General features: G+C 63.8%; 24 protein-coding genes. 12 read left to right on the forward strand and 12 right to left on the reverse strand.

From position 1 onward, the window contains the following. The first annotated feature begins 12 nt into the window (after positions 1–12). The 4 genes from Q9316_RS12895 to Q9316_RS12910 all read left to right on the forward strand — a co-directional run bounded on the left by Q9316_RS12895 (position 13) and on the right by Q9316_RS12910 (position 3,927). Complete coding sequence (locus tag Q9316_RS12895) at positions 13–1,164, forward strand: M24 family metallopeptidase (RefSeq protein ID WP_306032010.1); 1,152 nt, start codon at positions 13–15, stop codon at positions 1,162–1,164. A gap of 111 nt (positions 1,165–1,275) precedes the next feature. Next, entirely contained in the window at positions 1,276–2,046 is a 771-nt protein-coding gene (locus Q9316_RS12900; protein WP_306035293.1) for a hypothetical protein, read from the forward strand. A gap of 126 nt (positions 2,047–2,172) precedes the next feature. Beyond that, positions 2,173–3,105 carry a ribose-phosphate pyrophosphokinase gene (locus Q9316_RS12905; protein WP_160857199.1) on the forward strand — a complete coding sequence of 311 codons (933 nt, stop codon included), beginning with the start codon at positions 2,173–2,175 and terminating at the stop codon, positions 3,103–3,105. A gap of 153 nt (positions 3,106–3,258) precedes the next feature. Next, the gene (locus Q9316_RS12910) at positions 3,259–3,927 is read left to right on the forward strand and encodes a Kazal-type serine protease inhibitor family protein (protein WP_306032011.1); all 669 of its coding nucleotides are present in this window, start codon (positions 3,259–3,261) and stop codon (positions 3,925–3,927) included. 90 nt (positions 3,928–4,017) lie between these two features. Here Q9316_RS12910 and tnpA (Q9316_RS12915) read toward each other — a convergent pair whose 3' ends face one another. The 4 genes from tnpA (Q9316_RS12915) to Q9316_RS12930 all read right to left on the reverse strand — a co-directional run bounded on the left by tnpA (Q9316_RS12915) (position 4,018) and on the right by Q9316_RS12930 (position 7,722). Beyond that, a complete protein-coding gene (gene tnpA / locus Q9316_RS12915) occupies positions 4,018–4,452 on the reverse strand; it encodes an IS200/IS605 family transposase (protein WP_306031944.1) in 435 nt (144 codons plus the stop codon). 153 nt (positions 4,453–4,605) lie between these two features. Further along, positions 4,606–4,977, reverse strand: a complete 372-nt coding sequence (locus tag Q9316_RS12920; protein ID WP_306032012.1) for a DUF779 domain-containing protein — start codon at positions 4,975–4,977, stop codon at positions 4,606–4,608. Between the two features lie 127 nt (positions 4,978–5,104). Then, positions 5,105–6,613 carry an aldehyde dehydrogenase gene (adh, locus tag Q9316_RS12925; RefSeq protein WP_306032013.1) on the reverse strand — a complete coding sequence of 503 codons (1,509 nt, stop codon included), beginning with the start codon at positions 6,611–6,613 and terminating at the stop codon, positions 5,105–5,107. Positions 6,614–6,762: 149 nt separating this feature from the next. Then, on the reverse strand, positions 6,763–7,722 hold the full coding sequence (locus tag Q9316_RS12930) for a helix-turn-helix domain-containing protein (protein ID WP_306032014.1): 960 nt from the start codon (positions 7,720–7,722) through the stop codon (positions 6,763–6,765). Positions 7,723–8,129: 407 nt separating this feature from the next. Between Q9316_RS12930 and Q9316_RS12935 the strand changes: the two genes are divergently transcribed. Then, on the forward strand, positions 8,130–9,314 hold the full coding sequence (locus Q9316_RS12935) for a benzoate/H(+) symporter BenE family transporter (protein WP_306032015.1): 1,185 nt from the start codon (positions 8,130–8,132) through the stop codon (positions 9,312–9,314). A gap of 4 nt (positions 9,315–9,318) precedes the next feature. On the opposite strand, the gene Q9316_RS12940 is transcribed toward Q9316_RS12935, so the two are convergent. After that, positions 9,319–10,773: a hypothetical protein gene (locus Q9316_RS12940; protein WP_306032016.1), complete on the reverse strand. Its 1,455-nt coding sequence runs from the start codon at positions 10,771–10,773 to the stop codon at positions 9,319–9,321. Between the two features lie 230 nt (positions 10,774–11,003). On the opposite strand from Q9316_RS12940, the gene Q9316_RS12945 reads away from it, so the two are divergent. From Q9316_RS12945 to pth, 4 genes are all read left to right on the forward strand, one after another. Beyond that, a complete protein-coding gene (locus tag Q9316_RS12945) occupies positions 11,004–11,612 on the forward strand; it encodes a 50S ribosomal protein L25/general stress protein Ctc (protein ID WP_306032017.1) in 609 nt (202 codons plus the stop codon). A gap of 228 nt (positions 11,613–11,840) precedes the next feature. After that, a complete protein-coding gene (locus Q9316_RS12950; protein WP_306032018.1) occupies positions 11,841–14,234 on the forward strand; it encodes an EAL domain-containing protein in 2,394 nt (797 codons plus the stop codon). Between the two features lie 19 nt (positions 14,235–14,253). Next, positions 14,254–15,003 (forward strand): substrate-binding periplasmic protein, encoded by a 750-nt coding sequence (locus tag Q9316_RS12955; protein WP_306032019.1) that lies wholly within the window; start codon positions 14,254–14,256, stop codon positions 15,001–15,003. A 70-nt stretch (positions 15,004–15,073) separates the two neighbouring features. After that, positions 15,074–15,787, forward strand: coding sequence for an aminoacyl-tRNA hydrolase (gene pth / locus Q9316_RS12960; protein WP_306032020.1), 714 nt, complete (start codon positions 15,074–15,076; stop codon positions 15,785–15,787). Positions 15,788–15,798: 11 nt separating this feature from the next. On the opposite strand, the gene clpS is transcribed toward pth, so the two are convergent. Continuing rightward, positions 15,799–16,110 (reverse strand): ATP-dependent Clp protease adapter ClpS, encoded by a 312-nt coding sequence (gene clpS / locus Q9316_RS12965; protein WP_306032021.1) that lies wholly within the window; start codon positions 16,108–16,110, stop codon positions 15,799–15,801. 157 nt (positions 16,111–16,267) lie between these two features. On the opposite strand from clpS, the gene ychF reads away from it, so the two are divergent. The 3 genes from ychF (at position 16,268) to Q9316_RS12980 (ending at position 18,431) form a co-directional block, all read left to right on the forward strand. After that, positions 16,268–17,371 carry a redox-regulated ATPase YchF gene (gene ychF, locus Q9316_RS12970; RefSeq protein ID WP_306032022.1) on the forward strand — a complete coding sequence of 368 codons (1,104 nt, stop codon included), beginning with the start codon at positions 16,268–16,270 and terminating at the stop codon, positions 17,369–17,371. Positions 17,372–17,506: 135 nt separating this feature from the next. Beyond that, entirely contained in the window at positions 17,507–17,977 is a 471-nt protein-coding gene (locus Q9316_RS12975) for a MaoC family dehydratase (protein WP_306032023.1), read from the forward strand. Next, positions 17,964–18,431, forward strand: coding sequence for a MaoC family dehydratase (locus Q9316_RS12980; protein WP_306032024.1), 468 nt, complete (start codon positions 17,964–17,966; stop codon positions 18,429–18,431). Before Q9316_RS12975 ends, Q9316_RS12980 begins: the two co-directional genes overlap by 14 nt. Positions 18,432–18,633: 202 nt before the next feature. Here the strand turns inward: Q9316_RS12980 and Q9316_RS12985 are convergent, their stop codons facing one another. The 6 genes from Q9316_RS12985 to Q9316_RS13010 all read right to left on the reverse strand — a co-directional run bounded on the left by Q9316_RS12985 (position 18,634) and on the right by Q9316_RS13010 (position 24,822). After that, positions 18,634–19,188: an adenine phosphoribosyltransferase gene (locus tag Q9316_RS12985; RefSeq protein ID WP_306032025.1), complete on the reverse strand. Its 555-nt coding sequence runs from the start codon at positions 19,186–19,188 to the stop codon at positions 18,634–18,636. 131 nt (positions 19,189–19,319) lie between these two features. Continuing rightward, the gene (gene tnpA / locus Q9316_RS12990) at positions 19,320–19,754 is read right to left on the reverse strand and encodes an IS200/IS605 family transposase (RefSeq protein ID WP_306031944.1); all 435 of its coding nucleotides are present in this window, start codon (positions 19,752–19,754) and stop codon (positions 19,320–19,322) included. A gap of 165 nt (positions 19,755–19,919) precedes the next feature. Continuing rightward, on the reverse strand, positions 19,920–20,801 hold the full coding sequence (locus tag Q9316_RS12995; protein ID WP_306032026.1) for a cytochrome c1: 882 nt from the start codon (positions 20,799–20,801) through the stop codon (positions 19,920–19,922). A 27-nt stretch (positions 20,802–20,828) separates the two neighbouring features. Further along, a complete protein-coding gene (locus tag Q9316_RS13000) occupies positions 20,829–22,097 on the reverse strand; it encodes a cytochrome b (RefSeq protein ID WP_306032027.1) in 1,269 nt (422 codons plus the stop codon). 14 nt (positions 22,098–22,111) lie between these two features. Then, positions 22,112–22,690: a ubiquinol-cytochrome c reductase iron-sulfur subunit gene (gene petA / locus Q9316_RS13005; RefSeq protein ID WP_306032028.1), complete on the reverse strand. Its 579-nt coding sequence runs from the start codon at positions 22,688–22,690 to the stop codon at positions 22,112–22,114. Between the two features lie 263 nt (positions 22,691–22,953). Continuing rightward, positions 22,954–24,822, reverse strand: coding sequence for an ABC transporter ATP-binding protein (locus tag Q9316_RS13010; RefSeq protein ID WP_306032029.1), 1,869 nt, complete (start codon positions 24,820–24,822; stop codon positions 22,954–22,956). Between the last annotated feature and the right edge of the window lie 54 nt (positions 24,823–24,876).

The raw sequence follows: 24,876 nt of genomic DNA on the forward strand, positions 1-24,876 counted from the left end.
GGAGACACCCCAATGGCACTTCACTTCGACACCGAGGAATACGCCAACCGCCTCCAGCGCCTCACCTCCCGCATGCGGGAGGAAAAGCTCGACGCCATGCTGCTCTTCGCGCAGGAGAGCATGTACTGGCTGACCGGCTACGACACGTTCGGCTACTGCTTCTTCCAGACGCTCGTCGTGAAGTCCGACGGCAGCATGGTGCTCATGACGCGCTCGGCGGACCTGCGGCAGGCGCGCCACACGTCCAATATCGAGAAGATCGAGGTCTGGGTCGACCGCGTGAACGCCGACCCCACGATGGACCTGAAGAACCTCCTCTCTGACCTCGACCTGCTCGGCTGCCGCATCGGCGTCGAATACGACACGCATGGACTGACCGGCCGCAACACGCGTCTGCTCGACAACCAGCTCCAGAGCTTTGGCGAGATCGTCGACGCCTCGGCCATCGTCAGCCGCCTGCGCCTCATCAAGAGCCCGGCGGAGATCGGCTATGTCGAGCGTGCCGCCGCGCTCTCCGACGATGCGCTCGCCGCCGCCCTGCCGCTGATCGTCGCCGGCGGCGACGAGGCGGCGATCCTCGCCGCGCTCCAGAATGCCGTGCTCGCCGGCGGCGGCGACTATGCCGCCAACGAATTCGTCATCGGCTCGGGCATCGACGCCCTGCTCGTCCGCTCCAAGTCGGGCCGCCGCAGACTGGAGGCCGAGGACCAGCTCAGCCTGCAATGGGCCGGTGTCAGCGCGCGCTACCACGCGCCGATGATGCGCACCGCCGTCATCGGCGAACCCAGCGCCCGCCATCGCGAGCTCTACAGCGCCTGCCGCGAGACGATGCAGGCGATGGAAATGGTGCTGCGCCCCGGCAATACCTTCGGAACCGTCTTCGAGACCTTCGCGCGCATACTCGACGAACGCGGCCTCGCCCGGCACCGGCTGAACACCTGCGGCTATTCCGTCGGCGCGCGCTTCGCCCCGTCCTGGATGGATCCGCAGATGTTCCTGCTCGGCAATCCGCAGGAGATCGAGCCGAACATGTCGCTCTTCGTGCACACGATCATCCTCGATTCCGACACCGGCACGGCCATGACCCTCGGCCAGACCTACCTGACGACAACAGACGCGCCGAAACCGCTGTCACGCTACGGGCTCGACTTCATCGAGGTCTGATCGATGCGGCGCATGCAAGATCCTGCGATTGACAGGGCATGGGGTGGAACCCATAAATCGTCGCGGGGAATGGAGAAGGCCAAAGCCTTCCCAAGGATACGGACGATGACGATGCAAGAGCTGATGAAGCGGCTGGCACTGATCGGCCTCATTGCCACGCTGGCCGGCTGCAACAGCACCGACGCGCTCACGCCGCGCGCCGATGTCGGCAACGGATTCAACTCGCCGCCGGTGACCCAGAGCGATCTCGACCAGATGAGCGCCGAGACCAGCCCCGTCACCACGACGCCGGTCGCGACCGCCACGCAGCAGACCGCCTTCACCGCCTCGGGCATCTCGACCGGCGAAGACACGGCGGGCACTCTACAGGGTCAGGCCGACGCGCTCGCCCGCAACGGAGGCGCGGCACGGCGCGATGCCGAGCTCGCCCGCACGAGCGCGCAACGCTCGCTGGCGGCCGAAACTTCCGAAGGCGCGGAAGAGGTCGCGGCCCTGCCCCCCGCCACCGCGCAGGAAGGCCAGACGATCCGGTTCCTGCCGATCATCGGCGCGCCGGTCGAGGCCGTCACGCCGCTGTCCAAACGGCTCGGCGCGGAAGCGCGGGCCGGCGGACTGACCATCCGCAGCGCCTCGGACAATACCAGCAAGCATATCCTGAAGGGCTATTTCTCCGCGATGAGCGACAACGGCAAGACGACCGTCGTCTATGTCTGGGACGTGCTCGACGGCAGCGGCGCGCGGCTTCATCGCATCCAGGGCCAGGAAACCGTCTCGGGCACCGCGGCAGACCCGTGGGCGAACGTGCCGGCACGCACGATGGACGGGATCGCCCGCAAGACGATCCGCCAGTATCTCGACTGGAGCGGCGCTTCGCGTGGGTAAAGCACCGTGAAACGGTAAATCACAGGGAAATGCGAAGAATCGCTTTTCCAACACGGCAAGACCCTTGCATTCGCGGATTTAGCCGCTTAAAGGCCCCGCATCAGCATAAGCACAGGCGGACCATAGATGAAGGTTTTCGCGGGCAATTCGAACCGGCTTCTGGCCGAAGCGATCTGCAATTATCTGAATGTTCCGCTCGGCCGTGCCACGGTCAGACGCTTCGCAGACCAGGAAATCTTCGTTGAAATCCAGGAAAACGTGCGCGGCGAGGACGTTTTCGTCGTCCAGTCGACCTCTTTTCCGACAAACGACCACCTGATGGAAATGTTGATCATGATCGATGCCATGCGCCGCTCCTCGGCGCGCCGCATCACGGCCGTGATCCCCTATTTCGGATATGCCCGCCAGGACCGCAAGCCCGGTCCGCGCACGCCGATCTCCGCCAAGCTCGTCGCCAACCTCATCACCGAAGCCGGCGCCGACCGCGTGCTGACGCTGGACCTGCATGCCGGCCAGATCCAGGGCTTCTTCGATATCCCGACGGACAATCTCTACGCCGTGCCGATCCTGGCGCGCGACGTGAAGGAAAACTACAATCTCGAAAACGTCATGGTCGTCTCGCCAGACGTCGGCGGCGTGGTGCGCGCCCGCGCGCTCGCCAAGCGGCTCGATTGCCAGCTGGCGATCGTCGACAAGCGCCGCGAGCGCGCAGGCGAATCCGAAGTCATGAACGTCATCGGCGATGTCACCGGCAAGGACTGTCTGCTGATCGACGACATCGTGGATTCGGGCGGCACGCTCTGCAACGCGGCCGAAGCGCTGCTGAAGAACGGCGCGACCAGCGTCACCGCCTATATCACGCACGGCGTTCTCTCAGGCGGGGCCGTCGCCCGCGTCACGTCTTCCAAGCTCAAGGAGCTTGTCATCACCGACTCGATCCAGCCGACGACGGCCGTCCAGTCGGCGCACAATATCCGCGTGATCTCGACTGCCAACCTGCTCGGCGAAGCAATCAACCGCACCAGCGCCGAAGAGTCGGTGTCCAGCCTCTTCGACTGATCACGCCGTCATCTCAAGGCTTCAAAACCCGCGCGCCAGCAATGGTTGCGCGGGTTTTTTCATCCTTCAACCATCCCCTGTTTTTTACATTCGCCCCGATACCCGGCCGATCAATTTTACGTTACGGTCGCTGCGGTTCACCAGGAGGAATCCATGATATCGATGTCGCCTTTCCTGTCCCGGCTCATGGGACGCATAGCCATCCTTCTTGCAGCGGGCACGCTTGCTGCCTGCTCGGTCGAAGTCGACGAAGGCGGTGGCGGCTACCGGCCGGGCCCGCAGGCCTGCACCATGGAATATCGCCCGGTCTGCGGCGCGCGCGGCAACGACCTCCAGACCTTCGCCAATTCCTGCGAGGCGCGCTCGAGTGGCTACCGGATCGTCGGCGCCGGCGAGTGCCGACAGGGTGGCCGGCCGGATCCGCGTCCGGACGAAGGCCGCGCCTGCACGCGCGAATATGCGCCGGTCTGCGGCGCGAACGGCCGCGATCGCCAGACCTTCGCGAATGCCTGCGAAGCCCGCAACAGCGGCTATGACATCATCGGCCGCGGCGAATGCCAGGTCCGCCGTCCCGACAGCGGCTGGGGTGACGGCCGGGATCGCGACCGTGACCGGGATCGCCCGGACTGGCGTGACCGTGATCGCGACCGGCCGGACTGGCGCGACCGGGAGCAGGATGGCGGCGGGCAGCGCGTCTGCACGATGGAATACAATCCGGTTTGCGCACAGCGCGGCCGCGACCGCAAGACGTTCGGCAATTCCTGCTCGGCCGGCGTTGCCGGCTACCGGGTCGTCAGCCCGGGCGAATGCTCGGCCTACTGATCGAAGCCTTGCGTAGAAAGTCATGACCTCCACCAGAGGTGGAGGTTTGAAACGCTGCGCTTGAACCGCTAGAAGCGGTTTTGCTATGTGTTAGTAGCTACGGTTAAAGAGGTCGGCAAAGTCGGAAGCTTTGTCGGCCTTTTCCTGATTACGGATATAACGTCTGACGACCTGCTCATCATAGCCAGCCGTAGAGACGAAGTACCCACGCGCCCAAAAGTGATAGCCCTTGTAGCGCCGCTTGCGGGCATATTTGTTGGCCACGTAAAGGGCCGTCTTGCCTTTCAAAAAGCCGACAATCGAAGACACCGAGTATTTCGGCGGGATCGATATCAGCATGTGCACATGGTCGGGCATCAAGTGCCCTTCCCTGATCTCGCATCCCTTTTGTCGAGCAAGATTATGCAGCAGATCACCCAACTCACGCCTTACGTCCCCGTAAAGGCGCTTCGTTCGGTACTTACTCGCGAAGACCACATGATATTTGCAGTCCCACGTCGCGTGTGATTGCGATCGTTCGTCCATAAAACCTCCGTTCTATGTCTCGGCCAATCTAGCGGTCCAAGCGCGGAGGTCTCTCAACGACAATGTAGAACCAGTCCAGTCCTCCACCGTAGGTGGAGGTTTATTTATTCCATAACAAGACCCCGCCGTTCCACCGGCGGGGTTTTTGTTGGTCTAGCGGCCCGGCAACGGGCAGGCCTCGCCGCCACCGAACAGCCGCGAACGGGTGAGGAAGCGTTTCTCCCGGCCATTGTCGAGCGAGAACATGCCACCGCGGCCGGGCACGACGTCGATGATCAGTTGCGTGTGCTTCCACACATCGAACTGGCTTTCACTGATATAGACCGGCACGCCACCGATCTCGCCGAGCTTCACGTCCCGGTCGCCGACGATGTAGTCATCAGCCGGATAGCACATGGGCGAGGAACCGTCGCAGCAGCCGCCCGACTGATGGAACAGGATGTCGGGATGATCCGCCTGGATTTCCCGGATGAAAGCCAGTGCGGCATCGGTCGCCACGACGCGCGGTTCTGAGACTTCGGACATGACAGCTCTCCCTCAACGCATTTTCCCTCTCCCCGGGTGGGCGGGGAGAGGGATGGGGCAGGAGCAAAGGCGGACAGCGCTCCCGCCCTTCGATCGCCTTCTCCGACAGGGGGAAGGCGGCGGCCGCTCAGAAGAAACCGAGCGCCTTGGGAGAGTAGCTGACCAGCATGTTCTTGGTCTGCTGGTAGTGGTCGAGCATCATCTTGTGCGTTTCGCGGCCGATACCCGACTGCTTGTAGCCGCCGAAGGCCGCATGGGCCGGATAGGCGTGGTAGCAATTGGTCCAGACGCGGCCGGCCTGGATATCGCGGCCGAAATGGTAGCAGCGGTTGGCATCGCGGCTCCACACGCCGGCGCCGAGGCCGTAGAGCGTGTCGTTGGCGATGGAAAGCGCTTCCGCATCGTCCTTGAAGGTCGTGACCGAGACGACCGGCCCGAAGATCTCCTCCTGGAAGACGCGCATCTTGTTGTGGCCGCGAAAGACGGTCGGCTTGACATAGTAGCCGCCCGCAAGATCGCCGCCGAGATCGTTGCGTCCGCCGCCGGTCAGCACTTCCGCGCCCTCCTGCCGGCCGATGTCGATATAGGAGAGGATCTTTTCCAACTGCTCGGAGGAAGCCTGCGCGCCGATCATCGTCGCCGTATCGAGCGGGTTGCCCTGCACGATCTTTTCGACGCGCTTGATCGCCTTCTCCATGAAGCGGTCGTAGATCTTCTCGTGCACCAGCGCACGGCTCGGGCACGTGCAGACCTCACCCTGGTTGAGCGCGAACATCGCAAACCCTTCGAGCGCCTTGTCGAGATAGTCGTCGTCCTCGTTCATGACGTCGGCGAAGAAGATGTTCGGCGACTTGCCTCCGAGTTCCAGCGTCACCGGAATGAGGTTCTGGCTGGCATATTGCATGATCAGCCGCCCGGTCGTCGTTTCGCCGGTAAAGGCGATCTTTGCGATGCGTGGGTTGGAGGCGAGCGGCTTGCCGGCTTCGAGACCGAAACCATTGACGATGTTGAGCACACCGGCCGGCAAGAGATCGCCGATAAGCTCCGCCCAGACGAGGATCGAGGACGGCGTCTGCTCGGCGGGCTTCAGCACCACGCAGTTGCCGGCCGCAAGCGCCGGCGCCAGCTTCCAGGCGGCCATCAGGATCGGGAAGTTCCACGGGATGATCTGCCCGACGACGCCCAGCGGCTCGTGGAAGTGATAGGCGACGGTCTCGTGGTCGACCTCGCCGATCGTGCCTTCCTGCGCGCGAACGCACGAGGCGAAATAACGGAAATGGTCGATGGCGAGCGGAATGTCGGCGGCGAGCGTTTCGCGCAGCGGCTTGCCGTTGTCCCAGGTTTCCGCGCGGGCGAGGAGATCGAGATTGTCCTCCATGCGCTGGGCGATCTTCATGAGGATGTTGGAGCGCTCGGTGGTGGAGGTGCGGCCCCACTTGTCCTTCACGGCATGGGCGGCGTCGAGCGCAAGCTCGATGTCGGCGGCGTCGGAGCGCGCGATCTCGCAGAGCTTGCCGCCGGTGATCGGCGTGATGTTGTCGAAGTAGCGACCCGCAACCGGCTCCTTCCATTCGCCACCGATGAAGTTGCCGTACTTCGCCTTGTACGGGTTCTCGACGATCTTCTGATGCAGCATGTCATTCCTCCCAAAAGGACCCGGACTGGGTCGTCGGGAGGATGGTGCGGCGCTTCCGGCATTTGCGGTAGAGGCCCACCGGCGATGGCCGGCGCGACTGTTTCAGATTTGAGACAGGAGGACACGCCCGGCTGTGCTGCGGCGCAATATCAGTTGATCGAGAGCTTCTTCATCTTGCGATAGAGCGTCGCGCGGCTGATGCCGAGCAGGTCCGCCGCCTGGCTGACATTGCCGCCGGCGCGCGTGAGGACGCGGCGAAGCGCGGCGCGCTCGGCATCGTCGAGGTCCCGTCCCTCTTTCGCCCGGTCTTCGTGGAGAAGGTCCGAGGCGGCGATGCCGGTGGCGATGCGCCGGTCGTCGAGACCGAGCACCTGCCGGGCGGCCCGCGTGGCGCCAAGCACGAGATCGTCGCGATCGACGGCAAGCAGCGCCGGCGCGGTGCGGCCCTCGACCGGCACGAGCAGGATGCGGGCGGCCGAGAAGGCACGGCGGAACAGGCCAGCCTCTATGCGCGCAGCGGCATCGCGCACGGCCTGCGAGAGGATCGACATGGTCATCTCGTTCGCGTCATTGCGACATGTGGAAATGTCGATAGCCGCGGCGATGCGGCCGGTATGGTCGCGGATCGGCGCCGTGGTGCAGGAAAGCCCGGTGTTCTGCGACAGGAAATGCTGGTCGCGCAGGATGAGCACCGGCCGTTCGTCGGCAAGCGCCGTGCCGATGCCGTTGGTGCCGACGCTCGCCTCGCTCCAGACCGTGCCGGACCACAGGCCCACGCCGCGGAAATCGCGATCGTCGCCCGCCGCCCCGCGCCTTTCGAGCGCGATGCCGTTCTCGTCCGTCAGAAGCAGGCAGCAGCCGGCCTTGCCGACCGTGGCGAACAGCCGGTCGATCTCGCCCCGCGCCTCCTCGATCAGGACGCTGGAACGAAGACGGACCTGCCGGAACTCGGCTTCCGTCAGCCGCCACGGCGTGCGGGCCTCCTCCGGGGAAAGGCCATGGAGCGTCAGGCAGCGGCGCCAGGAGGCCGCAACCGGCGAACTCGCCGCAGCCGAGGCATGGGCCGCCACGGTGTTCACATGATCCGCGTGATCGAAACGCGCAGGCATCCGCTCTCCTCCCGAAAGCTTCCGACCGATCGTCGCACCAGAATATAACGCCGCAGACTATACCCGCATTTCCGCCACGGGGTCCAGCAGGACGAAGGTCCAAGACCGGAGGGATGCCATGGCCTCCCGGTCATGAACGTTTCGCAGGGCATGTCCCCTCATCCGCTTGCAGCACGGCTAACGCATGAAGACACTCTCTGCCTGCCGGCATCTCCCCCACAAGGGGGGAGAAAGGTCGCAGCTTGCTCTTCACTCCATGTTCCACGTCGAGCGCGCCGCGCAATAAGTCCCTCCCCCTTGTGGGGAGGGATTTAGGGAGGGGCCTTCCATCGTAAGCGACAACCCTGTTTCCAAGCCCCGCGCCGCCTGTTACCAGTGCGCATTCCTTTTCAGCATCGATCTCAGCCATGCTCCGTGATTTTTCCGCCCAAGCCCTGTTCATGGGCCTGCTCACCGCCTTCGTCGGCTTTGCCAGTTCCTTCGCCGTCGTGCTGCACGGCCTGACTGGCGTCGGCGCGACGGAGGCTCAGGCCGCTTCCGGCCTGATGGCGCTTTCGGTCTCGATGGGCGTTTGCGCCATCGTGCTCAGCGTCGCGACGCGCCTTCCCATCTCCATCGCCTGGTCGACGCCCGGCGCGGCGCTGCTCGCAAGCTCGGGTGCCGTCGAGGGCGGTTTTGCGACGGCCGTCGGCGGGTTTCTCGTCTGCGCGGTGCTGATCGTCATCGCAGGTCTCTGGAAGCCGCTCGGCCGCATGGTAGCCGCCATCCCGGCGGCGCTCGCCAATGCCATGCTCGCCGGCGTCCTGATCGGCCTCTGCTTCGCGCCGGCCAAGGCCATCGCCTTCGACCCGCTGCTCGGCCTGCCGATCGTCATCGCCTGGGTCGTCGTCGGCAGCTTCAACCGGCTTTATGCCGTGCCGGCGGCGCTTGCCGCCTTCGTCGCGGTGCTCGCCTTCGGCATCGACATCCCGGACGGCGCCCTTGCCGGCCTCGCCGAGACGCTGTTGCCGAAGCCGGAATTCGTCACGCCGGTCTTCACGGTCGCCGGGCTCGTCGGCATCGCCCTGCCGCTCTTCATCGTCACCATGGCCTCGCAGAACATTCCGGGCATCGCCGTCCTGAAGGTCAACCACTACGAGCCCCGCCCCGGCCCGCTCTTCGCCGTGACGGGCCTCTTCTCGCTGCTGTCGGCCCCTTTCGGCGGCCACGCCGTCAACCTCGCCGCCATCACCGCCGCCATGTGCGCCGGCAGCGATGCACACCCCGACCCGGCGAAACGCTACTGGGCGGCCATCAATGCGGGCGTCTTCTACGTGATCTTCGGGCTTGCCGCAGGCGCCGTCACCGCCTTCGTCAGCCTCGCCCCGCCGATCCTCATCCAGGCCGTTGCGGGCCTTGCGCTGATCAGCGCCTTCGCCAACTCGGCCCTTAACGCCTTCAAGGAGCCGGACGGCCGCGAGGCGGCGGCGGTGACCTTCCTCGTCACCGCCTCGGGCGTCTCCTTCGCCAGCATTTCCGGCGCATTCTGGGGCTTGATCGCCGGCGGCCTGATGCTGGCGCTCACCCGCTTCGCGGGCAAGCTGCGGGCCTGAAAGCCTACTGCTGGAACGGCAGCGGGCGGCCGTTGATCAGCACCTTGCCGTCCTCGCCGACCGTCAGGTCCCAGGCCTGCGCGCCGTCGCCGGCATCGCGGGCAAGACCCTTCATCATGAGAAGGCCGAACGCCGCCTGGCCGAACTGCGGCACGGCGGCTGCGTTCTGCTGGAGATAGGCGACGGTCTTGTCGAAGCTGCGCATGGTGATCGTCACGTCAGCGCTGTGGCGGTCCTTATCCTCGGGATAGACCAGCATCTTGCCTGCCAGATGCACGTCGTAGATCGGCGAGACGGCGGAGACGTCTTCAAACTCAACGGTCATCGCCCCACCGGGCAGGATGATGCGGCCGATCTCCTTGTTCTGCTCCTCCGTCAACGGCTCCGGCTTGGTGAAGTCGGCATGCTCGATGAGATAGGTGACGGCGCCTGCAAGATCGAGATCAGCGACCGCCGCCTTGAAGGTCGCCCGCTCTGGCAGCGCGCCCTCGTAGGCGGCAGGCAGCACGCCGGCCGGCGGCTTCGGCTTCTCCACGCCGAAGCCGAAGCCAAAGCGGGTCGAATGCGCGATGCCGTTCATGGCGAGGTTGTAGCTGACGGTCTCTGCTCCAAACGTGCCTTTCTCCGTGCCGACCGTCACGTTCGAGGCCTTGATCGTCTCCGTCAGGTTGTCGAAGACCGGCAGGGAAGCGCGCAGCAGGTCCTTCAGCCGCGTGGCGTCCGCCGCCTCCAGCTTGTCCTTGTCCATGTTGTCGAGCACGAAGAAGACGAGGTCCTGCACCACCTTGTAGCGCGCGCCGTCCATGCTGACATCGATATCGACCGTATCGGCGCCGATATCCACCCGGCCGGACGGCCCGCCGGTGATCGTCTCGGCAAAGGCCTTCATCACCCCGGTCGAGGAAATGTCGAGCGTTCCGGCATCCTTCTTCTCGGCCTCAACGCGCATCGCCGTCTCGCCGAAACTCGCCGTCACGCTTTCCTTCGGCGAGGTGCTGGAGAAGGCGAGCCGCCTGGCGGACCAGTCGGCCGAGGTGAAGTAGAGGATTTCCGGATCGTAGATGCCGTCGAGCTTCATCGAATCGACGACATAGGAGAACGAGTTCTTGCCGTCGGCGATATCGACCGATCCCTTGATGTCGAGGCTGTCGTTCGCCTCGATCCGGTAGGTGCCTTCCGGCATCGGCCGCAGATAGGCCGTCATCGGCTTCAGGCCTTCGAGCTTTACGGCACCGGTCTTGGCCTTGTCGAGAAGCACCGCCGGGTTGAAACGCAGCTCGTAGAAGGACGACGCCGCCTTGACGGTGACGAGCCCCGCGTCGATCATCTCCCGCGGCAGGTAGCGGGTAAGGCGCTGCTGGATGCTTTCGGCTTCGGTGGGCGAAATCTCCTGGGCGAAGGCTGGGCTCGCGGATACGAGCGCAAGGGCGGCCGAGGCCATCAGGATCTGTCTTCTCATTCTGGTCTCCTTCGCCGAACGATCTGCAACCGAACATCCAATCGCGGCGGCACCGTGTCAATCCGGGCGCAGGCCTTGCATTTCCGGGCATTCTCGTTTATCGAGCCCCGTCCGCGTAGACACCCTTGGAGGCAACGCGGATGAGGCTTTCACGAAATCCTCAAGTTTTGCGCGGTCGGCGAAGGCGCCAGCCGTGGAAAACTCTCCAGTAACACACGAAAGGTAAAGCCATGAGCCACGAAACTTACGAGCTCAAGGCCGAAACGCGCGAACGGGTTGGTAAGGGGTCCTCCCGTGAACTTCGCCGCAACGGTCTTATTCCTGCAGTTATCTACGGCGACAAGCAGTCCCCGCTTGCCATCGCCATCTCGACCAAGGACGTCACGCAGCGCATCCACGCCGGCGGCTTCAAGACGACGGTCGCCACGATCGACGTCAACGGCGAGAAGATCAAGGTTCTCCCGAAGGACTTCCAGCTCGATCCGGTCCGCGACTTCACGATGCATGTCGACTTCCTGCGCGTCTCGGGCAACACCCATGTCGTGGTCGAAGTTCCGGTTCACTTCATCAACGAAGAGAAGTCCCCGGGCATCAAGATCGGCGGCGTCCTGAACGTCGTTCGCCACGCTGTCGAGCTGCACGCTTCGGCCGGTGACATTCCGGAATTCATCACGGCGGACCTCGCTGGCCTCAAGGTCGGCGACGGCATCCACATCTCGAACATCAAGCTGCCGAAGGGCACGAGCCCGGTCATCACCGACCGCGACTTCACGATCGCAACGATCGCGACCCCGGCCGGCGGCGTGAAGGAAGAAGAAGCGGAAGCTTCCGAGGAATAATCCCCGTCGAAGGGATGTTTTCCAGAGCCCCGCGTCCCCCGGATGCGGGGTTTTTCTTTGCCGATTTTCCAGTACTACCGCTGCGGGAAGTTTGAATTATCAGTACTTTTCCGGGTCCGTATTTCAGCAACATTTAAGACTTTGATGAAAGTCTAGGCCCACAAATGACGAAAGCCAAAAGAGGGGCGCTATGGGCTGGCTTCGCAGCGCGGCATGGGGGCAACCGGCATGAAAGTGCACTCGGTGGAAAGCCGCTTCATCGCCATCGTCATCGGCGCGCTGCTGGTTTTCGTCGCCCCGCTCTTCGTCCTCTTCCTCATCCTTTCCTCCGATCGCGTCGCCCGCGAGCGGCTGCAGAACACGGAAGTCCTGCTGAAGACCAATGTCCAGGCGCTCGGCAAGCCACTTTGGGACTTCGACAAGGAGAGCATCGACCAGATCGTCGGCGGCCTGGAGGCCGAGGCCGATATCGGCTTCGTGCATGTGCGCGACACGTCCGGTACGATCGACATCCGTAAGCCGGCCGTCGCGCCCAATCCGGACGAAGCCCGCTCCATCGTGAAGACCGACATCCTCCACAAGGCCTCCGACGGCATCAAGAAGGTCGGCACCGCGGAGATCTGGCTTCGGAAGGAAGGTATCTTCTCGCGCTTCACGAAGGACGAGATGAGCATCTTCGCCATCTTCTTCTTCGCCGTGGCGACGCTCTTCACCGCCGCCATCATCGGCAACCGCATCACCATCATCCGGCCGCTGATGCGGCTGACGGCGGCGATCGAGGCCACCCGCCGGCTCGGCTCCCGCCACCATGTCGACTGGACCTCGAACGACGAGATGGGCGCGCTCGCCCATAATTTCAACGAGATGCAGAGCAAGCTGGAGCGCGAGGAAAAGGAGCTCAAGCTCGCCCATGCGCGTGCCACCGACATCTACAACCTGACGCCGGCAATGCTCTTCTCGATCGATGCGCACAACCGCATCACCGCCGTCAGCGACTATTGGCTGACCGCCACCGGCTATCGCCGCGATCAGGTAATCGGCCAGGAATTCACCGATTTCGTCGCCGAGGAATGGCGCGACACCTACCGCAAGCGCCACGCCGCGAACGGGCCGGAAAACGGCATCTGCGACGTCACGGTGCGTTTCCGCTGCGCCGACAGCAGCCTGATCGACGTGCTGATCCTGGAAACGGACACCGAGGCGAGCGGCGGGCGGCAGGCGCTCTCGCTCTCCGTCATGACCGATGTCACCGACCTCAAGGAGGCGGAGAGCCGCAACCATCGCCAGGCGATCACCGACCATCTGACCGGCCTTCTCAACCGGCAGGGCTTCGAAGCCGTGCTCGACGACCTGATCGTCGAGGCCGACAAGCTCGGCCAGCCCCTCGCCTGCCTCTTCGTCGATCTCGACCGCTTCAAGTGGATCAACGACAATCTCGGCCATGCCGCCGGCGACGACGTGCTCTGCCAGGTGGCGATGCGCCTGCGCCGCCAGTTGCGCGCCGGCGATGTCATCGCCCGGCTCGGCGGCGACGAGTTCGCCATCCTCCTGTCCGCGCCCCATGCCCGCCAGCTCGCCCTCGACGTCAGCGAGCGCCTCGTCGCGAGCCTGCGGGCGCCCCTCGTGGTGAACGGCGCAGAGCTTCATGTCAGCGCCAGCATCGGCGTCGCCGTCTATCCCGACCACGCCGCCACCGCCGCCTGCCTGCTGCAGAAATCGGACATGGCCATGTATGCCCGCAAGCGCAGCGGCAAGAACGGCGTGCAGATCTTCGACAACAACATGGTCGACATCGCCCGCAAGCGGCTGGAAACCGAGCAGTTCATCGACCAGGGCCTGCGCGACGACTGGTTCACCGCCCATCTCCAGCCGATCGTCAGCCTTTCAGACGGTCGCGTCGCCGGCTTCGAGGCGCTGATGCGCCTTCATCATCCCGAGCGCGGCATCCTGCCACCGGCCGACATCATCGGCATCGCCGAGGAGAACGGCTCGATCGGCCGCATCGGCGATTGCATCCTGTCGAAGTCCATCGCCAGCCTCGCCGTCATCTCCAGGCTGGAAGGGCTTGCCGACAGCTATCTGGCGGTGAACTTCTCGCCGCTGCAATTCGAGCCCGCCCTGCCCGCCCGCCTTGCCGCGCTGCTGCTGGAGCAGGGCATCACGCCCTCGCGCATCGTCGTGGAGATCACCGAAGCGGTGCTGATGCTCGACAATCCCGTGGTGCGCGACGTGCTCGACGCGCTCTCCGACCTCGGCTGCCGCATCGCGCTCGACGACTTCGGCACGGGCTATTCGTCCCTGAGCTATCTCAACCGCTTCCCGGTCGATATCGTCAAGGTCGACCAGTCCTTCACCCGCTCGCTCTCCTCCGACCAGCCGGACGTGCGCCGCAAGAGCCGCATGCTCGTCGAGGGCATCCGCACCATCTCGCACCAGATGGGCTGCGCCGTGGTGGCCGAAGGCATCGAAACCACCGAGCAATGGGACATCCTCCAGGCGATGAACATCGAGTTCGGCCAGGGCTATCTCCTCAGCAGGCCCCTGCCGCTCGACGCGCTGCTGGAAAAGCTGGATGAATTCGCCATGCCGGACGTGCCGGAGCGCCGGGCCGCGGCGTCCTGAAAAACCGGGGGACGAGACGATGAAGACGCTGCTTTTGACGCTCTGCCTGTCGCTCGCCCCGCTTTCGGCCTGCCTTGCCGAAACGCTGCACTTCGTTACGGAAGAATATGCCCCCTTCAATTATTCCGAGGGCGGCAGGATCACCGGCATCGCGGTCGAGCAGGTCGAGGCGATCGCCAAGGCGGCCGGCATCGACTACACGATCGAGATCATGCCCTGGGCCCGCGCCTTCGCCATGGCGCAGAACCAGCCGATGCATTGCGTCTTCACGACCGGCTACAACCGGGAGCGCGCCGGCCAGTTCACCTGGGTCAATCCTCTCTTGAAAGACGAGATGGTGATGCTGAAGCGCAAGGACGGCAGCAGGGGCCCGGCTACCATGGCGGAAGCGCTCGGCATGAAGGTCGGCTCGCAGCGCGGCGATTTCGGCGTAGAGGCGCTGGAAGACCTCGGCTTCAAGGACATCGACCTTGCCGCCGATATCGACCTCTCCTTGCGCAAGCTCCTTTCCGGCCGGGTGGACCTGCTGCCGACCTCCATCAAGACCTACGAAAGCCTGGTGAAGCAGGGGCAGCCGGTCGAGAAGGCCATGCTGCTGGCCGGCCAGATCTACGGCCTCGCCTGCCAGAAGGATACGCCGCCGGACGTGATCGGACGTCTTCAGACGGAGCTGGACAAGCTGATCGCGAGCGGCGAGCAGGACCGCATCTTCGCCGCCTACGGCCTGCCGCCGAATGCACGCACGGCGCAGGACGGCGCGAAGAAATAAGCAAGGGCGGTTGACTTCCGGCTGCTTTCGCGGTGGTGAAGATCAAGCACAGCTTTTGGCGGACGATTTCATGCTTGTAATCACCGGGCTCGGCAATCCGGGCGCAAAATATGCGGGCAACCGCCACAATATCGGTTTCATGGCGCTGGACGCCATCCACCGCAAGAACCCGTTCTCGCCCTGGTCGAAGAAGTTCAAGGCGGAGATTTCCGAGGGCGAGCTTGCCGGCGAGAAGGTGCTGCTCGTCAAGCCCCAGACCTTCATGAACCTTTCCGGCGAATCCGTCGGCGAGGCCATGCGATTCTACAAGCTTGCCCCCAAGGACATCGTCGCCATCTACGACGAACTCGACCTTGCGCCCGGCAAGGCGCGCATCAAGGTCGGCGGCGGCCATGGCGGGCACAACGGCATCAAGTCGATCGACGCCCATTGCGGCAGGGAATACCGGCGCCTGCGCCTCGGCATCGGCCATCCCGGCGTCAAGGAGCTCGTCACCGGCCATGTGCTCGGCGATTTCGCCAAGGCCGACCATGTCTGGCTCGACCCGCTGCTCGACGAGCTCGCCATCAACGCCGACATGCTGGTGCGCGGCGAGGATTCGCAGCTCATGAACAAGCTGGCGCTCGCCACCGGCAGCAAGCCGGAGGAAAAGGCGCAGCCCGCTAAGCCCGCCGGCCAGTCCCACATCCGCCAGGCGCGCAACCACGCCCAGCCGAAGGCCCTGCCGACGAGCGGGCCGATGGCCGATATGCTGAAGAAGCTGTTCGGCAACAAGGGCGAATAGGCGGCGACGCCCTACTCCTCCGGCTCGGTCTGGAACAGCAGCGGGAAGCCGGCCTCCTTGGCGAGGTCCGTCGCCTCCTTCGCCTTGGTTTCCGCGATATCGCGGGCGCAGACGACGACCACGCAGGTGCCGAGCTTGTGCGCGGTCATCATGACGCGATAGCTCGCATCCGCATTCATGCTGAAGACGGCCTTGAGCACCAGCACGACGAATTCGCGCGGCGTATAGTCGTCGTTGACGAGAATGACCTTGTAGAGCTTCGGCCGTTCCAGCTTCGGCTTGGTATCGGTCTTCGGGGTGAGGGTCGTATCGCCATTGCTCATCGCAAGCTCCTCGTACCGTTGGCTTCGAGCGATGTGGGGCCATTGTGCATCGCAGGAAGCGCGACTTCAAGGCCCGAGAGGCGCTGGGTCTTGACCCTGCCCTGTCCTTCCCCCATAGCGAGGGCAACGATTTTCCTAAGACGAATGGACCACCTCCATGGGTTTCAAATGCGGTATCGTCGGTCTGCCGAATGTCGGCAAGTCGACCCTCTTCAACGCGCTGACCAAGACGGCGGCCGCCCAGGCGGCGAACTATCCCTTCTGCACCATCGAGCCGAACACCGGCGAAGTGGCGGTGCCCGACCCGCGCATGAAGGCGCTCGCCGGCATCGCCGGCTCCAAGGAGATCATCCCGACGCGCATCTCCTTCGTCGACATCGCCGGCCTGGTGCGCGGCGCGTCCAAGGGTGAAGGCCTCGGCAACAAGTTCCTCGCCAACATCCGCGAAGTCGATGCGGTTGTGCATGTCCTGCGCTGCTTCGAGGACGACGACATCACCCATGTCGAGGGCCGCATCAACCCGGTGGGCGATGCCGACACGATCGAGACCGAGCTGATGCTCGCCGACCTCGAAAGCCTGGAACGCCGCGTCGAGCAGACCCGCAAGCGGGCGACCGGCAAGGACAAGGAATCCCTGGCTCAGTTGCCGATCATGGAAGCCGTGGTCAAGCTGCTCAACGAGGGCAAGCCGGCGCGTCTTCTCCTGAAGACGCTGGCGCCGGAGGAGATCGAGATCCTGAAGGGCCTCAACCTCCTGACCTCGCATCCGGTCCTCTATGTCTGCAACGTCGCCGAGGGCGATGCGTCCACCGGCAACACGCATACCGAAGCCGTCGCCGCCATGGCGAAGGAACAGGGCGCCGAATGCGTCATCATCTCGGCCGCGATCGAATCCGAGGTCGCCCAGCTTCCGGAAGAGGAAGCCGCCGAGTTCCTCTCGGCGCTCGGCCTCGAGGAAGCAGGCCTCGACCGCCTCATCCGCGCCGGCTACCACCTCCTCGACCTCATCACCTATTTCACGGTCGGCCCCAAGGAGACCCGCGCCTGGACCATCGTGCGCGGCACCAAGGCGCCGCAGGCCGCCGGCGTGATCCACACCGATTTCGAACGCGGCTTCATCCGCGCCTTCACGATCTCCTATGACGACTACATCGCCTACAAGGGCGAAGTCGGCGCCAAGGAAGCCGGCAAGGGGCGCGACGAAGGCAAGGAATACGTGGTGCAGGACGGCGACGTCATCCATTTCCGCTTCAACACGTAAGCGAGCCGCCGCTTCTCCGTGAGCAGATCCGCTGCCGCCCTTTGCCCAAGGGGCGGCAGTTTTCATTTGGGGCGGGCGAGCTTGCCAAAGCACGCCGCGCTCGCCATTGTGCACACGCAACAGGACAACCGGAACGTGGCCAACTACACTTTTGAAGATTTTACGCCGGGCCGTCGCTTCGATTTCGAGAAGCGGACACTTTCGGCTGAGGAAATCATCGCCTTCGCACAGGAATTCGATCCGCAGCCGATGCATCTCGACGAAGCGGCCGGCCGCGACAGCATCCTCGGCGGGCTTGCCGCCTCCGGCTGGCACACCAGCGCCGTGATGATGCGCATGCTCTACGAGGCCTATATTCGTGGCTCGACCTCCGAAGGCTCGCCCGGCGTCGACCTCATGGAATGGAAGCGCCCGGTGCTGGCGGGCGACACGCTCGGCGGCCATTGTATCGTGCTGGATGCCCGGGCCTCGCGCTCGCGGCCGGAGATCGGCATCGTGCGCATGCGCGCCGAGATCACCAACCAGCGCGGCGAGCTCGTTGCGGTTTCGGAATATATCAACATGATGCGTCTTGCCGGAAAGGAAGCCGACCATGCGCATGGCTGAGCTCTACCCGTTCGGCGAGGCGGTCGAGATCGGCAGCCTCACCTTCACGGCCGAAGACATCATCCGCTTCGCGCGGGATTTCGACCCGCAGCCCTTCCACCTCGACGAGGAGCTTGCAAAGCATGCGCTGTTCGGCGGCCTCTGCGCCTCCGGCTGGCATACCAGCGCGGGCTGGATGAAATGCTTCGTGCCGTTCTGGATGCGCGAATGCAGGCGCCTCGCCGCCGAGGGCATCGTGCCGCCCAACCTCGGCCCCTCCCCGGGCTTCACCAAGCTGAGCTGGCTGAAACCGGTCTTCGCCGGCGATACGATCACCTATTCGGTGACGCTGACGGGTTCGCGCGCGCTCGCGACCCGCTCCGACCGGCTGATCAACACGATCCTCAATGCCGGCCGGAACCAGCACGGCGACCCGGTCGTCCGCTTCGAAAGCACGGTGCTGGAATTCGTATAGTCCTGCCGGGGAATACCCCCCTCTGCCCTGCCGGGCATCTCCCCCTCAAGGGGGGAGATTGGCTAGTGGTAAGCGCATCTCTTCGATCGCTACGGCAGTTATGGGCAAGACCTTCCCGCGATTCAATCTCCCCCCTTGAGGGGGAGATGCCCGGCAGGGCAGAGGGGGGTGAGCCACGTCCGCCAAGCGAATCGGAAACTCCTCAGTCCCCGTCGAAGGCCACCAGCGTGCGCACTTCCACGCCCAGCGCCTCCAGTTTTCTGCGCCCGCCGATGCCCGGCAGGTCGATGACGAAGCAGGCGGCGACGATGTCGGCACCCATCTGGCGCAGCAGCTTCACCGCCGCTTCCGCGGTGCCGCCGGTGGCGATCAGGTCGTCGACGAGGATCACCTTCTCGCCCGGCCTGATCGCGTCCTTGTGCATCTCCATCTCGTCCACGCCGTATTCCAGGCTGTAGGCGATGCGCACGGTCTCGTGCGGCAGCTTGCCCTTCTTGCGGATCGGCACGAAGCCGGTCGATAGCTGGTGTGCCATGGCCCCGCCGAGAATGAAGCCGCGCGCCTCGATACCCGCGACCTTGGCGATGCCGATCCCGGCATAGGGATGCACCAGTTCGTCCACCGCGCGGCGGAAGGCGCGCGGATTGCCGAGCAGCGTGGTGATGTCGCGGAAGATGATGCCGGGCTTGGGATAGTCCGGGATGTTGCGTATCGCGGCGACGAGTTCTTGTTCGACGGTGGAATTGGATATGGACATGGGATTTCCCGGCTGCGGAGGGCTTCGTCCGGTTATTGCAGGTGCGGCGGATGCCCTCAAGTCATGACCTCCACCAGAGGTGGAGGTTTGAAACGCTGCGCTTGAACCGCTAGAAGCGGTTTTGCTATGTGTTAGTAGCTACGGTTAAAGAGGTCGGCAAAGTCGGAAGCTTTGTCGGCCTTTTCCTGATTACGGATATAACGTCTGACGACCTGCTCATCATAGCCAGCCGTAGAGACGAAGTACCCACGCGCCCAAAAGTGATAGCCCTTGTAGCGCCGCTTGCGGGCATATTTGTTGGCCACGTAAAGGGCCGTCTTGCCTTTCAAAAAGCCGACAATCGAAGACACCGAGTATTTCGGCGGGATCGATATCAGCATGTGCACATGGTCGGGCATCAAGTGCCCTTCCCTGATCTCGCATCCCTTTTGTCGAGCAAGATTATGCAGCAGATCACCCAACTCACGCCTTACGTCCCCGTAAAGGCGCTTCGTTCGGTACTTACTCGCGAAGACCACATGATATTTGCAGTCCCACGTCGCGTGTGATTGCGATCGTTCGTCCATAAAACCTCCGTTCTATGTCTCGGCCAATCTAGCGGTCCAAGCGCGGAGGTCTCTCAACGACAATGTAGAACCAGTCCAGTCCTCCACCGTAGGTGGAGGTTTATTTATTCCATAACAAAAAAGGCGGCCCGAAGGCCGCCTTTCGACAGAGAGCGATGGGACCGCTCAGTGTTCCTTGTTCGCGTAGACCGACTTCTTCGTCAGGTAGATCAGGCCGGTGAAGATCACCAGGAAGACCATGACCATGAAGCCGGTGCGCTTGCGCTCTTCGAGATGCGGCTCGGCGGCCCACATCAGGAAGGCGGCGACGTCGTGCGCGTACTGGTCGACCGTCTGCGGCGAACCGTCGTCATAGGTGACCTGGTCGTCGGAGATCGGCTTGGCCATGGCAAGCGCCGCGGCATTGGCGAAGTACGGGTTGAAGTGCGTGCCTTCGGCGACTTCGAGATGCGCCGGCTTCTCTTCGTCGTAACCGGTCAGCAGCGAGTAGATGTAGTCCGGGCCGCCTTCCTGGTACTGCGTGAAGATGTCGAAGACGAACTGCGGGAAGCCGCGGGTGATGCCGCGGGCCTTCGCGATCAGCGAGAAGTCCGGCGGGGCCGCGCCGTTGTTCGAAGCGGCAGCCGCTTCGTGGTTGGCGTAGGGCGACGGGAAATAGTCGGACGGAACGGCCTTGCGGGTGAACATCTCACCATCGCTGTTCGGGCCGTCCTGAACTTCGTAGTTCGCCGCGAAAGCTTTTACCTGGGCTTCCGAGTAGCCGAGGCCTTCCAGCGTGCGGAAGGAGACGAGGCTCATCGAATGGCAGGCCGAACAGACTTCGGTATAGACCTTCAGGCCGCGCTGCAGCTGGCCCTTGTCATACTTGCCGAACGGGCCGGCGAACGACCAGTCCTGCTGCTTGGGCTTATGCATGGGATAGTGCGGCGTGGCGTGCTCGGCCTCCGCACCGCCGGCAGCGGCGTGGTCTTCCTGCGCCGTGGCGAGGGAGATGCCGAGACCGGCGACGAGTGCGAGCGACAGAATGCCTGCAACAAGCTTTTTCATTGTCATGGTTCCTTTCGACGCTCGCTATCAGGCCTTGGCCGCCTTGGCGTTCTTCTTTTCCAGAACCGCTTCCGTGATCGAATTCGGAATGCGCTTCGGGGTTTCGATCAGGCCGAGAACCGGCATGATGACGAGGAAGAAGCCAAAGTAGTACAGCGTGCCGAGCTGCGAGAGGATGACGTAGATGCCTTCGGCAGGCATGGCGCCGAGCCAGCCGAGCAGGATGGCATTGGCCACGAAGATCCAGAAGAACAACTTGTACCACGGGCGGTAGACGGCGGAGCGGACCTTCGACGTGTCGAGCCAGGGCAGGAAGAACAGCACGATGATCGCACCGAACATCACCAGGACGCCGCCGAGCTTCGAGTCGATCGGGCCGACATTGAAGGTGATGGCGCGCAGCATCGCGTAGAACGGCAGGTAGTACCATTCCGGAACGATGTGAGCCGGGGTCTTGAGCGGATCAGCCGGGATGTAGTTGTCCGGGTGGCCGAGATAGTTCGGCATGTAGAAGATGAACCAGGCGAAGACGATCAGGAAGACCGAAACGCCGAGCGCGTCCTTGAGCGTCGCATAGGGCGTGAAGGCGACCGTGTCGGTCTTGGACTTCACTTCGACGCCGGTCGGGTTGGTCTGGCCGGTGACGTGCAGGGCCCAGACGTGCAGGACGACGACGCCGGCGATCATGAACGGCAGCAGGTAGTGCAGCGCGAAGAAGCGGTTCAGCGTCGGGTTGTCGACGGCGAAGCCGCCGAGCAGGAACTGCTGGATCCACTCGCCGACCCACGGGAAGGCCGAGAAGAAGCCGGTGATGACGGTCGCGCCCCAGAAGGACATCTGGCCCCAGGGCAGAACGTAGCCCATGAAGCCGGTGGCCATCATGAGCAGGTAGATGACCACGCCGAGGATCCAGAGGATTTCGCGCGGCGCCTTGTAGGAGCCGTAGTAGAGGCCGCGGGCAATGTGCAGGTAGACCGCGATGAAGAAGAAGGATGCACCGTTGGCGTGCATGTAGCGCAGCAGCCAGCCGTGGTTCACGTCGCGCATGATCTTCTCGACCGAGTTGAACGCGACGGAGGTTTCGGCGGCATAGTGCATGGCCAGAACGATACCGGTCAGGATCTGCACGATCAGCATCACCGACAGCATGGCGCCGAAGGTGTAGGCATAGTTCAGGTTGCGCGGAACCGGATAGGAAACGAAGCTGTCATGGATCATGCGCGGCAGAGGCAGGCGCGAATCGACCCATTTTTCGATGCCAGTCGTCGGCTGGTAGGTTGAATGTTCAGCACTCATTATCAGTAGTCCCCTCAACCGATCTTGATGACTGTGTCGGATACGAACGAGAAGGTCGGCACAGGAAGGTTCTCGGGGGCGGGGCCCTTACGAATACGACCGGCGGTATCGTAGTGAGAACCGTGGCAGGGACAGAACCACCCGCCGAAATCGCCGGCCTGGCCGAGCGGAACACAGCCGAGATGGGTACAGGAGCCGATCATGACGATCCAGTTCTCCTTGCCCTCGCCGGCGGAGCGGTCGAGGTCCGTCGCCTGTGCGTCGGACGCGATGTTCGCGTTGCGGGCGACCGGGTCCTTGAGGTCGGCGAGCTGGACAGCCTTGGCCTCTTCGACTTCCTTGTCCGTGCGGTTGCGGATGAAGACCGGCTTGCCGCGCCACTTCGCCGTCAGCGACATGCCGGGCTCAAGGCTGGAGACATCGACCTCGATGGACGCCAGCGCCAGCGTGGACGCATCCGGACGCATCTGGTCGATGAACGGCCAGGCAACCGCTACGCCGCCCACGACGCCCGCCATACCGGTGGTCAGGTAAAGGAAATCGCGGCGAGTGGGCTCGCCATGGGGTTCGCTTGTTGTCTCGTGTTCGCTCACGGCTAAACCATCCTCTCACGCAATGTCTGCGGAAACCGCAACGCCCCTTTTGAAACCGGCAAGATCCGGACACAATACGGCCATAGATTCCCCGTCAATCCGGCGCGTTCTATGCTTGATCGCAAATTATGTCCAGCCTTGGCAAGGGGAGGTGGGCACATTGTCGCGGGAAAAAGCCGGCATCTTGACAAGGCATGGGCATCGCCTTGAACATGCAGCGCTTACCGGCTGAAAAAGCTGGCGGGAAACGACGCTTCGCGGCCCTATTGCGCCGCTTCCTGATGGCCGAGGAAGCCGCCCGACTGGCGTGACCAGAGATCGGCATAGAGCCCGCCCCGCGCGACGAGCTCCGCATGGGTCCCCTCCTCCACGATATGGCCGTGGTCCATCACGATCAGCCGGTCGAGCGCGGCGATGGTGGAGAGGCGATGGGCGATGGCGAGCACGGTCTTGCCGCGCATCAGCCGCTCCAGGTTCGACTGGATCGCCGCCTCGACCTCGGAATCGAGCGCCGATGTCGCCTCGTCTAGAACGAGGATCGGCGCGTCCTTCAGCATGACGCGGGCAATGGCGATGCGCTGGCGCTGGCCGCCGGAAAGTTTGACCCCGCGCTCGCCGACATGGGCATCGTAGCCCGTTCGGCCGCGCTGGTCCTCAAGCTGAAGAATGAAATCGTGCGCCTCGGCTTTCCTCGCCGCCTCGATCATCTCGGCCTCGCTGGCATCGGGATTGCCGAAGAGGATGTTGTCGCGGATCGAGCGGTGCAGCAGCGCCGTATCCTGGCTGACCATGCCGATATTGGCGCGCAGGCTCTCCTGCGTGACGGCGGCGATGTCCTCGCCTCCGACCAGGATGCGCCCGCCTTCGATATCGTAGAACCGCAACAGGAGGTTGACGAGCGTCGACTTGCCGGCGCCTGAACGCCCGACGATGCCGACCTTCTCGCCCGGCCGGACCGACAGAGTCAGGTCGTCGATGACGCCAGACTTGCGGCCATAGTGGAAACGGACGTTCTCGAAGCGGACATCCGGGCGCGCGACCTTCAGCTCCGCCGCATCCGGCCGGTCGACGAGGCCGATCGGCTGCGAGATGAGGTCGGCGGAATTCTGGATCGTGCCGATATTGCGCATGATGCTGTTGAGCTGCGTCATCAGCCGGTTGAGCAGGAAGTTCAGGCGCAGCACCAGCGCCATGGTGAAGGCGACGGCGCCCGAGCTGATGATGCCGCCAAGCCAGAGATGGATGCAGAGCACCGCCATGCCCGCGATCATCAGGCCGGAGAGGAAGGCGAGCGAGGCCCGCAACGACGTCAGCAGCCGCGTGAAGTTGAGGATCGTGCGCTGGAAGATGTCGAAGCCGTCCCGCATGTAGCGGTCGTTCGCATCGTCCCGGCCGAAGAGCTTCAGCGTCTGGATATTGGAGTAGGCATCGACCATGCGGCCGCTGATCATCGACCCGGCCTCGGCGGACTGGCGCGCATGCTCGCGGATGCGCGGCACGAAATAGCGCGCCAGCACGGCGAAGATCGACAGCCAGACGAGGAGGATCGCCGCCAGCCGCCAGTCGAGCTGGCCGAGCAGCACCAGCGTCGAAACCGTGTAGATCGTCACGAACCAGACGCTTTCCATGAAGGAGGTGATGACATCACCCGTCGCCTGCCCCGCCGACCAGACCTTGGTGACGATGCGGCCGGAAAAGTCGTTCTGGAAGAAGGACAGCGACTGGCGCGCGACATGCACATAGGACTGCCAGCGCACCAGATTGTAGAAACCCGGCGTGATGACCTGCTGGTCGATCAGCGCCGTCAGGAACGCCACGACGAAGCGCACGACGCCGATAAGGGCGAGCATCATGAGGAGTTCCGGCCCATGCGCCGAAAGAAGTCCGCTCCACCCCCCGCCCGGCCTCACCGTCGCCAGCATGTCGACCAGCCGCCCGACGAACCAGAAGGTCGCCGCCTCGATCCCCGCGGTGACGCCGCCGAGCACCAGAAGCGCCGCAAACGGCGCCTTCGCCTGCCCGACATAGAACCAGATGAAGGCAAAAAGCCCCTGCGGCGGCCGCAGGTCGTCCCGCCGGGCGAAGGGCTGGATCCAGTTCTCGAAGTAGGAGAAAAGCGGACGGAAGATCATGCCCCCGATATAGGCCGTTTTACGCGGCGGGCAAATTAAAGATCGGAAAGATGG

Origin of the sequence: Shinella zoogloeoides (genome assembly GCF_030733845.1) — a bacterium.
GTDB lineage: Bacteria > Pseudomonadota > Alphaproteobacteria > Rhizobiales > Rhizobiaceae > Shinella > Shinella zoogloeoides_C.